This is a genomic window from Aliidiomarina sanyensis (genome assembly GCF_003987175.1).
Lineage (GTDB): Bacteria > Pseudomonadota > Gammaproteobacteria > Enterobacterales > Alteromonadaceae > Aliidiomarina > Aliidiomarina sanyensis.
Genome location: NZ_PIPM01000006.1, coordinates 107,560 through 121,335 on the forward strand (window position 1 = coordinate 107,560; position 13,776 = coordinate 121,335).

Here is a 13,776-nt window from a genome sequence, read left to right on the forward strand (position 1 = left end):
CCTCGCGTAACAGAGCACCCCCGGCTCTGTGTTCAAGTCCTAGCTCATGGGTTGTTAGAGCATTGCTTGTAAATAACGTTCCAAACCAAGGCGATGGATCAAGCCTAATTGTTGTCGTAACCAATAAGCGTGATCTTCCTCGGTGTCGCGAAGAATCTGAACAAGGGTATCTCGAGTCACAAAATCACGCTCACTTTCACACAGCTGAATGGCGGCTTTAAGGGCGGTGGCATTTTGTCGTTCGAGCTCTAAATCGGCCGCAATCATTTCCGGCACGGTATCCGCATCTGGCAAATCATGGCGCGTTTCCATGTCTGGCTCGCCACCCAAGTACAGAATGCGCTCAATCAGCATTTTGGCGTGAGTACGTTCGTCGTCCGCTTCATGGGAAATCCGTTCATAGAGTTTATTGAAACCCCAATCCGCATACTTTTCCGAGTGGTCGGTGTACTGATCAATGGAGGTAAGCTCCCACGCCAGTAGTCCGTTCAGTGCATCGGTAATCTTCGACATCTCACTGCTCCTTATAACTGCTGTTGCAGGTAATTTTCGACACCAATAGTTTCAATCAGACTGCGCTGGGTATCCAGCCAGTCTTGGTGCTCTTCTTGTTGCTCAAGAATTTTTGCGAGCATTTGTCGGCTGACAAAATCATGCTCGGTTTCGCACACTGAAATCGCATCACGAATATGCCGGATATCCTCGGTTTGTAGCTTGTCATCGAGCTTGAGCATTTCGGCAGGCTCTTCCCCAATGTAGAGTTTGCCGAGTTCTTGCAGGTTAGGAAGGCCATCAAGCAGCAGAATGCGTTCAATCACATCGTCTGCGTGTTTCATCTCCTCAATGGAGGCTTTGTAGATTTTGCTGTTGAGCGTCGCAAAACCCCAGTTCTTAAACATGCGCGCATGCAAAAAGTACTGGTTAATCGCCGTCAGCTTGCGGGTCAGCACTTTATTGAGTGCGGCAATGACCACTGTATTTCCACGCATAAAACCCCCAGTTCGTAGCCAACGCAAATGCGTTGGGCTCAAGACCGTAATCAACGCATCGCGCTAGGCATTGACGCCTAAACCGTAGCCAACGCATTTTCCGTGACGGTGCATTGGGTATCCTTTAATACTAGGCCCGACGGCTCGTGATTTCAAGAGGTTAGGGGGGTATTACGAGTAGATGACCTCCGCATCCATCGGAATGGAGGCGTCGCGAATAGGGACTTCAATCACGTCGGGGCGCGCTTGGAGCGCTTCGTGGAGGACGTCGCGCGCATGGCATGTACACTTACCGCATTGAGAACCCACACAAAGATTTCGGCGTAAATCACGCATGGTGCGTGCGCCCTGATCAACGGCTTTCTCAATTTCTTTGTCGGTTACACCTTCACATAGGCATACGTACATAAAACCACCTCGCTTGACTGCGTTCATTATAAACACAAATGAGAATGGTTATCAATAATATTTGCGTGACCGATAAATGCTTCCCAACGCCCCGTTACGGCACATGCGTTGGTTACATCAAATGTACCCGTAGCCAACGCACCGCGTTGGGTCCCAGATTGATAAATGCGTCAGACCTCCCACCCAACGCATTGCGTTGGCTACATTAAAGACTCGGCGACGGCATCGCTTCCAACCCTCCCACCCAACGCCCCGTTACGGCACATGCGTTGGTTACGTTGCTTGAATGGTTCGTTGAATGGGGGTTTGTAATGAAATGAGGGTTTCGGTGGATTGGATTTCATCAATGACCTGTAAACGCTCAATCAATAGCTTTTGCAAATCATCGATGTTCCGCACTAAGACTTTAATCAAGACACTGTATTGCCCGGTGGTGTAGTAAGCCTCAGTGACTTCAGGCAGGGCTTTGAGCTTCTCAAGCGCGGAAGGGTAGTCACCTGCTTGTCGCAAGATGATGCCAATAAAGCAGCAGATGTCGAAACCGAGCTTACGCGGATCAATGCTGAGTTTTGCCCCAGTGATAATGCCGGCCTTGCGCATTTTCTCGACGCGGACATGCACCGTTGCGGGTGATACTCGGTTTGCTTTGGCAATTTCGGCATACGAAAGGCGGGCATTCTCGGTCAGTGCGTTCAGTATGTTTTTATCCAAATTGTCGATCATAGGGGATTGTCACGCATATGAAAGCGCTGCGCGCCGATGAGGAAACTTTGAGTCCTGTGCATTCGGTGTATGTGGACCAATGGGATTGGGAGCAGATTATTGCGGATCGCCACCGGACGGAAGCGCAGCTGTACACGACGGTGCGAAGCATTTACACAGCGCTGAAACAAACGCTTGAGCAATATAAAGAGGGTTTTGGCTCAAGCCTTTCTCTTCCTGAGTCGATTACGTTCGTTCGATCGGAAGACCTATTGCAAGCCTACCCAGAACTTTCGCCGAAGGAACGGGAGCATGCTGCGGCAGAAGAGCATGGTGCCATTTTCCTGCAAGGGATTGGTGGTGCGCTCTCTGATGGAACCATCCATGATGTGCGCGCTCCAGATTACGACGATTGGACTTTAAACGGCGATATCATTGTATGGAACCCGGTCTTGGGCCAGTCGCTGGAGTTGAGCTCGATGGGCATTCGCGTCGATCGGGCAGCATTATTGAAGCAATTGCACAGTAGTGGGCGGGCGTCGGCGGAAGGGCTTCCGTGGCATCAAAAACTCATTTCCGGTCAGCTGCCTCAAACAATTGGCGGTGGGATTGGGCAATCACGCTTGTGCATGTGGATGATGCAAAAACCCCACATCGGCTACGTCCAACACGGCGTCTGGTGCCCAGAAACCCGCACGAAGTACGCCGATTTGTTGTAGCCAACGCACAGCGTTGGGTCCCAGATTGATAAATGCGTCAGACCTCACACCCAACGCTCCGTTACGGAACATGCGTTGGCTACATTAAATATGCCGGTAGCCAACGCACAGCGTTGGGTCTCAGATTGATAAATGCGTCAGACCTCCCACCCAACGCCCCGTTACGGAACATGCGTTGGCTACGCCCAAAACGCGCCGTTACGTGCGTTGGCTACGCTTCGAATAGGGTAAGGATGCTTTCGGCGGCGGTGCGGCCTTGGGCGATGGCGGTGACCACAAGATCTGCACCGAGCACCATGTCGCCGCCGGCAAACACTTTTGGGTTTTGTGTTTGGAGCGGCAAGCTCCCTGCATCAACTTGTACTAATCCTTTTTCGGTGACAGCAACGTTTTCATCGATGAGCCACTGTGGTGGGTTCGGTTGATAGCCAAAAGCCAGGATCACGGCATCGGCTTCAAGCACAAACTCAGAATCGGCGACGGGTTCCGGCTGGCGTCGACCGTTTGCATCAGGCTCACCGAGCGCCGTGCGCACAAGTCGTACACCTGTAACCGTGCCACCTTTGGAGACAATTTCCAGTGGCTGCACATTGAACTCAAACGTCACTCCTTCCTCTTTAGCATGTTGCACTTCTTTGCGTGATCCCGGCATGTTCTCGGCATCGCGTCGATACGCACAGACCACCGTGGATGCTTGCTGTCGCACGGCGGTGCGGACGCAATCCATCGCTGTGTCGCCGCCACCGAGCACGACCACGCGCTGTCCTTCAAGATTGATATAAGCATGATCCGGAACGTGAAGCGTTTCGATGTGGCCTGTATTGCCGATGAGATATTTCAGAGCAGGGTAGACACCCTGAGCGTCACGCCCTGGTAATTGGCCGTCCAAGGCCTTGTAGGTTCCAAGACCGACAAAGACGGCGTCGAAGTCTTGCACGAGCTTGGTAAATTCCACGTCACGACCAATCTCGCACGAGAGACGGAATTCGATACCCATCGCCTCGAAAATCTCGCGGCGACGTTGCATGACACTTTTTTCCAGTTTGAATGCTGGAATTCCGAACGTCAGCAAACCGCCGATTTCGGGATAGCGATCAAATACGACGACCTGAGCACCATTTCGAGCGAGGACATCCGCACATGCCAGTCCAGCGGGGCCAGCACCAACCACGGCAACGCGTTTGCCGATGGATTCCACATGGCTCACATCGGGTCGCCATCCAGCTGCGAACGCTTTTTCATTAATTTCTTTTTCAATCGCGCCTATGGTGACGGCACCGAAGTCATCGTTGAGGGTACATGCCCCTTCGCACAAACGATCTTGAGGACAAACACGGCCGCATACCTCGGGTAAGCTGTTCGTTTGGTGGGAAAGTTCGGCTGCTTCAATGTATTTTCCGGCAGCGGCGAGTTCAAGCCACTGAGGAATATAGTTATGCACCGGGCATTGCCACTCGCAATAAGGATTCCCACAATCAATACAACGGTCCGCTTGTGCAGCCACTTGTGGGGTGCTCATTTCCGTATGAATCTCGACAAACTCAATGGTCCGTTCCCGCAGCGCGCGTTTGGGTGGATCGACGCGTCGGACGTCAACAAACTGATAGACATTGCGACTCATTACATCACCTCCACACGAATGGACCCGCTGGAGCGCGGGCGGTGGCCCAACAAATCTTCAATAGCCCGGGCTCTGGGTTTCACCAAATAAAACTGCGGCAGCCACTGCTCAAAGTCTTGCAAGATGGCTTGAGCGCGCTCACTGCCGGTGGCCTCGAAGTGGTCGTGAATATGACTGCGTAAATGTTCGCGCAGAATCTCTGATTCAACCGGCAAGGCTTCGACCAATTCGGGGTTGATGCGATCGGCAACGTCCTGTTCGGTGTCCAATACATACGCCATGCCGCCGGTCATTCCCGCGCCAAAGTTGATGCCGGTCCGCCCAAGCACCACCACGACGCCTCCTGTCATGTATTCACAGCCGTTGTCGCCAACGCCTTCAACGACCGCGATGGCGCCACTATTCCGCACGGCAAAGCGTTCGCCAGCCAGGCCGGCGGCATACAGCCGCCCGCCGGTGGCTCCATACAAACAGGTATTGCCCATAATGACGGCCTCGTGGGATAGCAGTTCACTGCTCGGATCGGGCGCAAGAATGAGGCGACCGCCGGCCATGCCTTTACCGACATAATCGTTGGCATCACCACGCAAATCGAGATGCACTCCAGGGGCGTTCCACACGCCAAAACTCTGCCCGGCGGTTCCAGCAAAGTGAAGTTTGAGAGGTGTACCACTGAGGCCCTGGCGCCCGTGAGTTTTGGCAATAAAGCCACTTAATGTTGCACCCACGGAGCGATCATCATTGCGAATGGCAAACTTAAACTCCGCCGACTTCCGCGTCAGGACCGATGCGCGACAGGCATTCAGAATACGTTGATTCAATGCGCCGGGGTCGACGGGGTGGTTTTTCTCAGAGCAATACTTGGTAAACTCAGATGCCACTCCAGCCGAAGCAAGCAGTGGGGTCAGGTCGATCTTGGCTTGTTTTTGCGTCCGATTGTCCTCGAGCACTGCGAGCAGGTCTGTTCGGCCAATTAAATCAGTAAGCTTTTCAACACCTAATTGGCGCAGATACGCGCGGACTTCTTCGGCGAGCAGTTTGAAGTAGTTTTCAACCCGCTCGGGCAGACCTGAGAAATATTGGCTGCGCAGTGTTTTGTCTTGAGTCGCAACGCCGGTTGCGCAGTTGTTGAGGTGACAGATCCGCAAATACTTGCAGCCGAGGGCGACCATAGGCGCGGTCCCAAAGCCGAAACTTTCCGCACCTAAAATAGCCGCTTTGACGACGTCGAGCCCAGTTTTTAAACCGCCATCGACCTGAACACGGACCTTATGACGCAGGTTGTTCTGCACCAGCGCCTCGTGCACCTCAGCCAAACCGAGCTCCCATGGAGCACCAGCATATTTAACTGATGTGAGAGGGCTCGCACCGGTTCCTCCGTCATATCCCGATACGGTAATCAGATCGGCGTAGGCTTTCACGACACCGGTTGCGATGGTGCCGATGCCTGGTTCGGACACCAGCTTGACGGACACCAAGGCATCAGGATTGACTTGTTTTAAATCGAAGATGAGCTGAGCGAGGTCTTCAATCGAATAAATATCATGATGGGGTGGCGGGGAAATGAGGGTGACACCCGGAACGGAGTGACGAAGCTGAGCAATCTCCGCTGTAACTTTTTCGCCGGGTAATTGCCCCCCTTCACCGGGTTTTGCGCCCTGTGCGATCTTAATTTGCAGCACGTCAGCATTCACTAAGTAGTGCGGTGTAACACCAAAGCGGCCCGATGCGATTTGTTTAATGCGAGAATTTTTTACGGTACCGAAGCGCTTGGGATCTTCACCCCCTTCACCGGAGTTACTGTGTCCGCCGAGTCGATTCATTGCGATAGCGAGTGCCTCGTGCGCTTCGGGGCTGAGCGCGCCAATAGACATAGCCGCGCTGTCAAAGCGTGGATAAAGGTCAGTGGCAGGTTCCGGCTCGACAGTTGCCGGCGAGGTAGGTGGCTTCAATACCAACAAATCGCGCAACATGGCGGGTGAGCGATCATTTACCGCTTTGGTGTAGTGGGTATAGGCTTGTGCATCGCCATGCAGGACGGCGGTTTGCAGACTTTTCACCACGTCCGGGTTGTACGCGTGGTACTCACCGCCATGGACATATTTGAGCAGCCCCCCATGTTGCAAGGGTTTGCGCGGCAGCCAGGCCACTTTGTGCAACTGCTGCATATCCCGTTCGATATCCTCAAAACATGCGCCTCGGATCCGACGATGGCATACGGGGAAGCACAAGGCGTGCATGGCATCGGAAATACCCACCAATTCGAATAAGCCCGCCCCGCGGTAACTCGATATTTGCGAGATGCCCATTTTCGAAAGAATTTTCAATAAGCCTTTGTTGATGCCTTTACGATAATTCAGGACAGCATCGCGAATGGGCAATTCAACGCGCTCCCGCGCGACTAGTTGTTCAATGGTTTCGTAGGCCAAGAATGGATAAATGGCGGTCGCACCGAGCCCCAGCAATACGGCAAAGTGGTGGGGATCGCGGGCAGAAGCGGTTTCAACAATGATGTTGGCGTCACAGCGTAATTGTTCTCTCACCAGACGCGATTGGACGGCACCGGTGGCCATTGCCGCGGGTATTGGGAGCTGTTGTTTGCTGATCGTTCGGTCACTCAAGATCACGATAACAATGTGGTCATCACGAACCGCCTGAATGACCTCGTCGCAGAGCGTCTCGATGGCCTGCCGCAAATTCTTTTCTTTTGGATCGTAATTCAAATCAAAGCTACGCCAGGCGTAGTGAGTGTCATCCAAGTCTTTTAGCTGCTTGAGGTCGGTGTACATCAATACCGGAGATTGAAATAGGACCCGGTTGGCGTATCCAGAGGTTTCGTTAAACATGTTTTGCTCACGACCAATGCAGGTCGCAAGTGACATCACATGCCGTTCGCGGATCGGATCAATCGGGGGGTTGGTCACCTGCGCGAATTGCTGACGAAAATAGTCATAGATTTGCCGAGGCTGCGTTGAAAGCACTGCAATGGGGGTGTCGTCGCCCATGGAGCCGGTAGCCTCTTGCCCATCTTGAGCCAAGACCCGCAAGACCTGCTCAATCTCCTCGGTGCTGTAGAAAAACTGCTTGTGGAAAGCGGCCATTTTGCCTTCATCAAACAACGGCTTTCCAAGGTGGTCTGCAGTAAGTTCTTCAAATGGTGTAAGGCGTTTAATGTGCTCGTCAAGCCAAGCGCGATAGGGATGGCGTGATTTAAGATCCGCGTCAATTTCATCAGACCGCCAAATTCGGCCATTGTATGTATCTACTGCGAGCATTTCGCCTGGGCCAAGCCGGCCTTTCTCAACTACATCATCGGGCTGGTAATCCCAAGTGCCTACTTCGGAGGCGACGGTGAGGTAGCGGTCTTTGGTCACGACAAAGCGAGCGGGTCGCAACCCGTTGCGATCTAAACAACAGGCGACTTGGCGCCCGTTACTCAAGACTACTCCTGCAGGTCCGTCCCAGGGCTCCATATGCATGGAATTAAACTCATAGAATGCGCGTAAATCGTCATCCATGGTGGCATCCCCTTGCCATGCTGGGGGAATGAGTAGCCGCATGGCTCGAAATAAATCCATGCCACCGGCGAGCAACACTTCAAGCATGTTGTCCAGCGCGGCAGAGTCTGATCCGGTTTCGCTCACGAAAGGCGATGCATTTTGCAGATCCGGAAGCAGGGGGGAGTGCATCTTGTAACTGCGGGCCTTGGCCCATTGCCGGTTGCCAGCGACGGTATTGATTTCACCGTTGTGCGCAAGAAAACGAAACGGTTGGGCGAGCGGCCACCGGGGCTGGGTATTGGTGCTGAAGCGTTGGTGAAAAACGCAATTAGAAGTTTCGAGGCGCGGGTCACGCAAGTCTTGATAGAACTTAGGGAGATCTTCGGGAATCATCAGGCCTTTGTAGACCATGACCAAACAGCTCAAAGACGGAATATAAAAATCTGGATCTGCTTGCAGGCGCTGTTCGGCGCGGCGGCGGGCCATAAATAATCGGCGCTCTAGGTCTTTTTTACGCCAGCCGGGTGGGGCGGTAATAAATACTTGTGCCATGGCGGGCAGTGAGTGGCGCGCGATTTCACCGAGACTGTCGGGGTCTATCGGTGTTTCGCGCCAACCGTCGACAGTGAGCGTTTCTCGTTGGAGTTCTTCATTGAGGATATCTTTAGCGCGTGCTTGTTTTTTGGGATCGTGACTTAGAAAGACTTGGCCAACCGCGAACTTTTTCCCGGGTTTCCACCCGTGCTCAGTGGCAATGGTCCGAAAAAATGAATCGGGAAACTGCATCATGATGCCGCAGCCATCGCCGGTCTTACCATCTGCACCAATGGCTCCACGGTGCATCATGCGGGCGAGGGCGGTTATCGCACGTTCGACCGTGGTATGGCTTTGCGCTCCATCGAGGTGAGCAATCAGACCAAAACCACAGTTGTCACGTTCATGATTGGCATGCGTCGTCGCGCTGTAGAGTCCTTCCATACAAGCTCCGGTCAAATGTATAGTTGACCCTTCACCATACCAGAAACGAACTCCCCCGTTTATAAAAGTGCTGAATACCTAGTATGCACGCGATGGTAGCCAACGCACCGCGTTGGGTCCAAGATCGATAAGTGCATCTGGCATCGCACCCAACGCACTGCGTTGGCTACATAAAATATGCCGGTAGCCAACGCACCGCGTTGGGCCCAAGATCGATAAGTGCATCTGGCATCGCACCCAACGCACTGCGTTGGCTACAACCGTCTCACAATCACGGTGCTTGCAGCCGGTAGCCAACGCAATGCGTTGGGCCCAAGATCGATAAGTGCATCTGGCATTGCACCCAACGCACTGCGTTGGCTACAACCGTCTCACAATCACGGTGCTTGCAGCGAGGAAGAGGGTCGAGATGATCAAGCAGGCGACGAATCCCGCAGTTTGAAACACAAGCCCCGAGAGAACCGTTCCAATCAGGCGCCCCATGGCGTTCGCCATGTAATAGAAGCCCACGTCGAGCGATACACCGTCCGCATCGGCGAAGCGAATGATAAGATAGCTATGCAGTGAGGAGTTCACGGCGAACATCAGAGCAAATAGTAACAACCCAATCATAATGGTGAGTTGCGGCGCAATCCCCGCATTCAACAGCAGTGCGATCCCAAGAGGAATGAGCGTTAAGCCTGCGGCCCAAAGAACGACGGCGTGTTGGCTTGGACCATGCTCTGTGTCCAACGCAGTGCGTTGGCTACGATTAGGTTCTGCGCCCAACGCAGTGCGTTGGCTACGATTAGGTTCTGCGCCCAACGCAGTGCGTTGGCTACGGTCTTTTCCTGTAAGACGGGGGGCGATGCCTTGAATGAAGCCATAGAAAATGACCCAGACCGCCAAAAATGTCCCGACCTGCCAATGATCCCAGGCAAACTGCTGACTGAGGACGACGGGCAGCGCAATCACAAACCAGACATCGCGCGCACCAAACAAGAACATTCGTGCGGCGGAGAGTATGTTAATGGCACGTGATTTGGAGAAGATTTGCCGGAACTTGGGCTTGGCTTTGGCCTTTCCAAGCTCACCTTGCAACAAAACAAGACTCAGCAGCCAAGTTACTGTCAGCAGGGCCATGAGTGCATAGAGTGCGCCGACAAAACCGAGCAGCGTCAGGAGTAAGCCACCAAGGAAGAAGCCCACTCCTTTAAGGGCATTCTTTGAGCCCGTTAGGATGGCGACCCACTTATACAGAGTGCTTTGGGCGTTATCCGGGACCAAAAGTTTGATGGCGCTTTTGGCACTCATCTTATTCAGATCTTTGGCAATTCCCGAGAGTGCTTGCGCTGCCATTACCCACAAAATTGTGAGGTACTCGGTAGGCACGGTAAGGGCGGCGAGGGCGATGATCTGCATCACCAAACCAATTTGCATGGTCCGGTTGAGGCCAATGCGGGCGCCGAGGTAGCCTCCCACTAAGTTGGTGACGACACCGAAAAACTCATAAAAAATAAACAGCATGGCGATCTCTAACGGAGAGTAGCCAAGCTGATGAAAGAAAAGGACGACGAGCATTCGCAGCGCGCCGTCCGTCAGCGTAAAAGCCCAGTAGTTGCCGGTAATTACCAGATATTGTTTTAAGTTCACGCTAATTCTCATCGCTCCCAACGCAGTGCGTTGGCTACATAAAATATGGTGGTAGCCAACGCATGTTCCGTATCGGGGCGTTGGGCCAAGACTGATAAATGCATCGGGCCTCGCTCCCAACGCGGTGCGTTGGCTACATAAAATATGGTGGTAGCCAACGCATGTTCCGTATCGGGGCGTTGGGCCAAGACTGATAAATGCATCGGGCCTCGCTCCCAACGCGGTGCGTTGGCTACATAAAATATGGTGGTAGCCAACGGAATGCGTTGGGCCAAGACTGATAAATGCATCGGGCCTCGCAACCAACGCTGTGCGTTGGAAACGAATTTGGTTTTATCGATTCGCGATCCGTTTGGCTAAATCCACAACGCGGTTGGCGTAGCCCCATTCGTTGTCATACCACGCGTAAATTTTGACGTGGGTACCATCAATCACCAAGGTCGACAATGCATCGACAACCGAGGAACGTGGATCTGTTTTGTAATCAACTGACACCAACGGGCGTTCCTCATAACCCAGGATTCCGGCCATATCGCCTTCGGCGGCAGCTTTCAGCGCTTTGTTCACCTCTTGCGCGGTGGTTGGTTTCTCGACTTCAAAGACCATGTCGGTCAACGACGGCGAATCAAGTGGGACGCGCACTGCGTGACCGTTAATCTTCCCGACAAGTTCTGGGAAAATCACGGTGATGGCGGATGCTGAACCTGTCGTGGTCGGAATTAATGAGCTCAGTGCTCTGGCCCGGCGAATATCTTTGTGAGGTGCATCTAAAATACTTTGCGAATTGGTTAGTGCATGGATGGTCGTCATCGAGGCATGTTTGATCCCAAAGTTCTCAAGAATGACTGATACTACAGGGCCTAAGCAGTTTGTGGTGCAGGAGGCTGCACTGACGATGGATTGCTCGAGGGGATCGAAATCGAGGTCATTCACGCCCACAACGATATTTGGAACGCCTTTGCTTTTCACTGGAGCGCTCACCACAACGTGGTCGACGCCTTGGTCAAGATAGGCTTGCAAAACTTCGGTTGTTTTGAAGCGGCCTGATGCCTCAATGACCAAGTCGCAGCCAGACCAATCGCCGCTGCCGATGTCTTTGTGCTGTGTGAGGCGAATACGTTCACCGTCGATGGTGATCGAGTTTGGATCGCTGGTGATGGTGCGGTTCCACCGGCCATGGGTGGAGTCAAACTCCAACAGGTGAGCCATTAAATTCCCGTCACCACCCGGATCGTTGATCATAACAAATTCAAATTCATCGGAGCCAAACGCTGCGCGCAGCGCAAGGCGACCAATCCGTCCAAAACCATTAATGCCAACGCGAACTTTTTTACCACTCATATTGTTGTCCTTCTCGTTGTGATCTCGTTTTAGAATGAACATCCTACAAAATATACGATAAAAGTTACAATTTGTAGCCAACGCATGTTCCGCAACGGTGCGTTGGGTCTCAGCGGGAAAAAAGACCCAACACCGAACCCAACACATATTCCGTAACGGCGCGTTGGCCCCGTAGCCAACGCAATGCGTTGGGTTCCAGCGCGAAAAAAGACCCAACACCGAACCCAACACAATGCGTTGGCTACATTCAATTTCGTAACGGTCACTGCGGTGGTGGTTTCTTGCGCAAGTTGGGAGGTGTTCTACACTAACAAGGAGGCTCGTAAACTCTAACTAAGGAGGCCCTCATGAGACGGCTATCCAACTGGTTGCTCGCGGTTTTTGTAGTCACTTTAACGGCATGTTCGCCGGCAGAACGGCAAGAAATTCAGGCACCTGAGCATGGTGTCACTGAAGCTGAAATGACCGATGTCCAAGCATCTCACTGTCAATTAACCATGGGGTTTGAAAGTTGGGAACCCTATCAGTATCTAAGCCCCGGCGGAGAAGTCGGTGGGGTTGATTTCGAAATCGCACAACAAGCATTTTCACACATGAACTGTACCCTGCGTGTAGAACAGGGCTCTTGGATGGAGCTGCTGGAACTTCTGCAAAATGGGGATATCGATTTTCTTATGGGCGCATCACGGACGGAAGCACGTGAGCAGTTTGCCTACTTCTCAGTCCCCTATCGGGATGAGCAATTTAGTTTGTTTGTTCGCGGTGATCGACGGAACCGCTTCGATCAATCAACCGTTGAAGAGTTCGTAGCGGCAGGGTATCGCGTGGGTGTCGTGAACGAGTATTACTACGGTGAAGAACTGCAAAGCCTGATGTATGATTCGGATTATACGAGTCAGTTTATCGGTTCGATGATCAATGAACTGAATGTCGCGCGGGTGCTCGATGGCGAAATTGATGGATTTTTAGAAGATAACCTCGTGGCATCTTCGATTATCCGTCGGCGGGGTCTCGGTGCATTAATTGACCAACACGCGATCAGCCTACCGAGTACAGAAGTGTATGTTATGTTCAGCCGTGCATCAGTAGACGACGAGTTTGTGGAGCAATTTAACGATGCCCTGCAAGTTTTAGTGGACGATGGTTACATTGAGCATGTCATCGCTCGGTATAGCATTTATTAGGGAATCAGTGCGATAATTACCGACAGATTCGTTGCATAAGGCCTTGCTGGCTCAGCCACGCAGGGCCTTTTTTGTAGCCAACGCTGTGCGTTATAACAGGCTACAAAACCAAGGGAATATTAATGATTACGGAATTTTTCACAGCACTGTTGGCGGTGGCTGCGGCTGAGCTGGGAGATAAAACTCAGTTTATCGCTTTGTTGCTCGCCGCCCGTTACGCCAAACAAAAATGGGCCATCATTCTAGGACTCATCGCAGCAGCAACGCTAATGCACGGGCTGGCGGCGACCCTTGGTTTCTATTTGGGCGATTTCGTTGTCGGCGATTATACAGCCCTTGTGGTCGGTATCCTTTTTATCGTGATGGGTTTGGCCATTTTACGAAAAGAGCCCGAAGGGTCTGATGATGTAAACCATAGATATTTACGGTTTGGGGCCTTTGCAGCGAGTTTTTTACTCTTTAGCCTGTCCGAGATTGCCGATAAATCACAAATCGCGACCATGATGTTGGCAGCGCACTATGAGGCGATCGTGACCATCGCGGCGGGCGCTGTGGTCGGCATGGTTTTATTGTTGGTTCCGGTGGTGTTCTTTGGCGCGTGGCTCACCAAACGGATTCCGATGCAGGTCATTCGTTACACTGGCTTCGCAATTTTTGTGGCCATTGGTATACTGAGTTTATACGAATTTTTCGCCAACTAGC

At 52.6% G+C, this 13,776-nt stretch carries 12 protein-coding genes; 3 read left to right on the plus strand and 9 right to left on the minus strand.

Translation table 11 applies throughout. The features are described 5' to 3' along the window. Positions 1-54 precede the first annotated feature (54 nt). From bfr (CWE11_RS07425) to asnC, 4 genes are all read right to left on the minus strand, one after another. Positions 55-513 (minus strand): bacterioferritin, encoded by a 459-nt coding sequence (bfr, locus tag CWE11_RS07425; protein WP_126776982.1) that lies wholly within the window; start codon positions 511-513, stop codon positions 55-57. Between the two features lie 11 nt (positions 514-524). Continuing rightward, positions 525-989, minus strand: a complete 465-nt coding sequence (gene bfr / locus CWE11_RS07430) for a bacterioferritin (RefSeq protein ID WP_126776983.1) — start codon at positions 987-989, stop codon at positions 525-527. A 171-nt stretch (positions 990-1,160) separates the two neighbouring features. Beyond that, entirely contained in the window at positions 1,161-1,397 is a 237-nt protein-coding gene (locus CWE11_RS07435) for a bacterioferritin-associated ferredoxin (RefSeq protein WP_126776984.1), read from the minus strand. A gap of 273 nt (positions 1,398-1,670) precedes the next feature. Further along, complete coding sequence (gene asnC / locus CWE11_RS07440; RefSeq protein WP_126776985.1) at positions 1,671-2,120, minus strand: transcriptional regulator AsnC; 450 nt, start codon at positions 2,118-2,120, stop codon at positions 1,671-1,673. A gap of 17 nt (positions 2,121-2,137) precedes the next feature. Between asnC and asnA the strand changes: the two genes are divergently transcribed. Then, positions 2,138-2,818 (plus strand): aspartate--ammonia ligase, encoded by a 681-nt coding sequence (gene asnA, locus CWE11_RS07445; protein ID WP_126776986.1) that lies wholly within the window; start codon positions 2,138-2,140, stop codon positions 2,816-2,818. 211 nt (positions 2,819-3,029) lie between these two features. Here the strand turns inward: asnA and CWE11_RS07450 are convergent, their stop codons facing one another. The 5 genes from CWE11_RS07450 to CWE11_RS07470 form a co-directional block, all read right to left on the minus strand. After that, positions 3,030-4,439, minus strand: a complete 1,410-nt coding sequence (locus CWE11_RS07450; protein ID WP_126776987.1) for an FAD-dependent oxidoreductase — start codon at positions 4,437-4,439, stop codon at positions 3,030-3,032. Continuing rightward, a complete protein-coding gene (gltB, locus tag CWE11_RS07455; protein WP_126776988.1) occupies positions 4,439-8,917 on the minus strand; it encodes a glutamate synthase large subunit in 4,479 nt (1,492 codons plus the stop codon). The genes CWE11_RS07450 and gltB overlap by 1 nt, the downstream gene beginning before the upstream one ends. Positions 8,918-9,277: 360 nt before the next feature. Then, positions 9,278-10,561 (minus strand): organoarsenical effux MFS transporter ArsJ, encoded by a 1,284-nt coding sequence (gene arsJ / locus CWE11_RS07460; RefSeq protein WP_126776989.1) that lies wholly within the window; start codon positions 10,559-10,561, stop codon positions 9,278-9,280. Further along, positions 10,558-10,839 carry a hypothetical protein gene (locus CWE11_RS07465; protein ID WP_126776990.1) on the minus strand — a complete coding sequence of 94 codons (282 nt, stop codon included), beginning with the start codon at positions 10,837-10,839 and terminating at the stop codon, positions 10,558-10,560. The genes arsJ and CWE11_RS07465 overlap by 4 nt, the downstream gene beginning before the upstream one ends. A 43-nt stretch (positions 10,840-10,882) precedes the next feature. Beyond that, positions 10,883-11,890: an ArsJ-associated glyceraldehyde-3-phosphate dehydrogenase gene (locus CWE11_RS07470; protein ID WP_126776991.1), complete on the minus strand. Its 1,008-nt coding sequence runs from the start codon at positions 11,888-11,890 to the stop codon at positions 10,883-10,885. A 347-nt stretch (positions 11,891-12,237) separates the two neighbouring features. Here CWE11_RS07470 and CWE11_RS07475 point away from each other — a divergent pair, with 347 nt between their 5' ends. Together CWE11_RS07475 and CWE11_RS07480 are read left to right on the plus strand one after the other, a co-directional pair. Further along, the gene (locus tag CWE11_RS07475) at positions 12,238-13,074 is read left to right on the plus strand and encodes a substrate-binding periplasmic protein (RefSeq protein WP_126776992.1); all 837 of its coding nucleotides are present in this window, start codon (positions 12,238-12,240) and stop codon (positions 13,072-13,074) included. A gap of 122 nt (positions 13,075-13,196) precedes the next feature. Next, positions 13,197-13,775, plus strand: a complete 579-nt coding sequence (locus CWE11_RS07480) for a TMEM165/GDT1 family protein (RefSeq protein WP_126776993.1) — start codon at positions 13,197-13,199, stop codon at positions 13,773-13,775. Position 13,776: the final 1 nt, after the last annotated feature.

Bases quoted from the DNA above. Each gene is read 5' to 3' on its own strand.
- bfr (WP_126776982.1), bottom strand. From the start codon at position 513: ATGTCGAAGATTACCGATGCACTGAACGGACTACTGGCGTGGGAGCTT.
- bfr (WP_126776983.1), bottom strand. From the start codon at position 989: ATGCGTGGAAATACAGTGGTCATTGCCGCACTCAATAAAGTGCTGACC.
- CWE11_RS07435 (WP_126776984.1), bottom strand. From the start codon at position 1,397: ATGTACGTATGCCTATGTGAAGGTGTAACCGACAAAGAAATTGAGAAA.
- asnC (WP_126776985.1), bottom strand. From the start codon at position 2,120: ATGATCGACAATTTGGATAAAAACATACTGAACGCACTGACCGAGAAT.
- asnA (WP_126776986.1), top strand. From the start codon at position 2,138: ATGAAAGCGCTGCGCGCCGATGAGGAAACTTTGAGTCCTGTGCATTCG.
- CWE11_RS07450 (WP_126776987.1), bottom strand. From the start codon at position 4,439: ATGAGTCGCAATGTCTATCAGTTTGTTGACGTCCGACGCGTCGATCCA.
- gltB (WP_126776988.1), bottom strand. From the start codon at position 8,917: ATGGAAGGACTCTACAGCGCGACGACGCATGCCAATCATGAACGTGAC.
- arsJ (WP_126776989.1), bottom strand. From the start codon at position 10,561: ATGAGAATTAGCGTGAACTTAAAACAATATCTGGTAATTACCGGCAAC.
- CWE11_RS07465 (WP_126776990.1), bottom strand. From the start codon at position 10,839: ATGCATTTATCAGTCTTGGCCCAACGCATTCCGTTGGCTACCACCATA.
- CWE11_RS07470 (WP_126776991.1), bottom strand. From the start codon at position 11,890: ATGAGTGGTAAAAAAGTTCGCGTTGGCATTAATGGTTTTGGACGGATT.
- CWE11_RS07475 (WP_126776992.1), top strand. From the start codon at position 12,238: ATGAGACGGCTATCCAACTGGTTGCTCGCGGTTTTTGTAGTCACTTTA.
- CWE11_RS07480 (WP_126776993.1), top strand. From the start codon at position 13,197: ATGATTACGGAATTTTTCACAGCACTGTTGGCGGTGGCTGCGGCTGAG.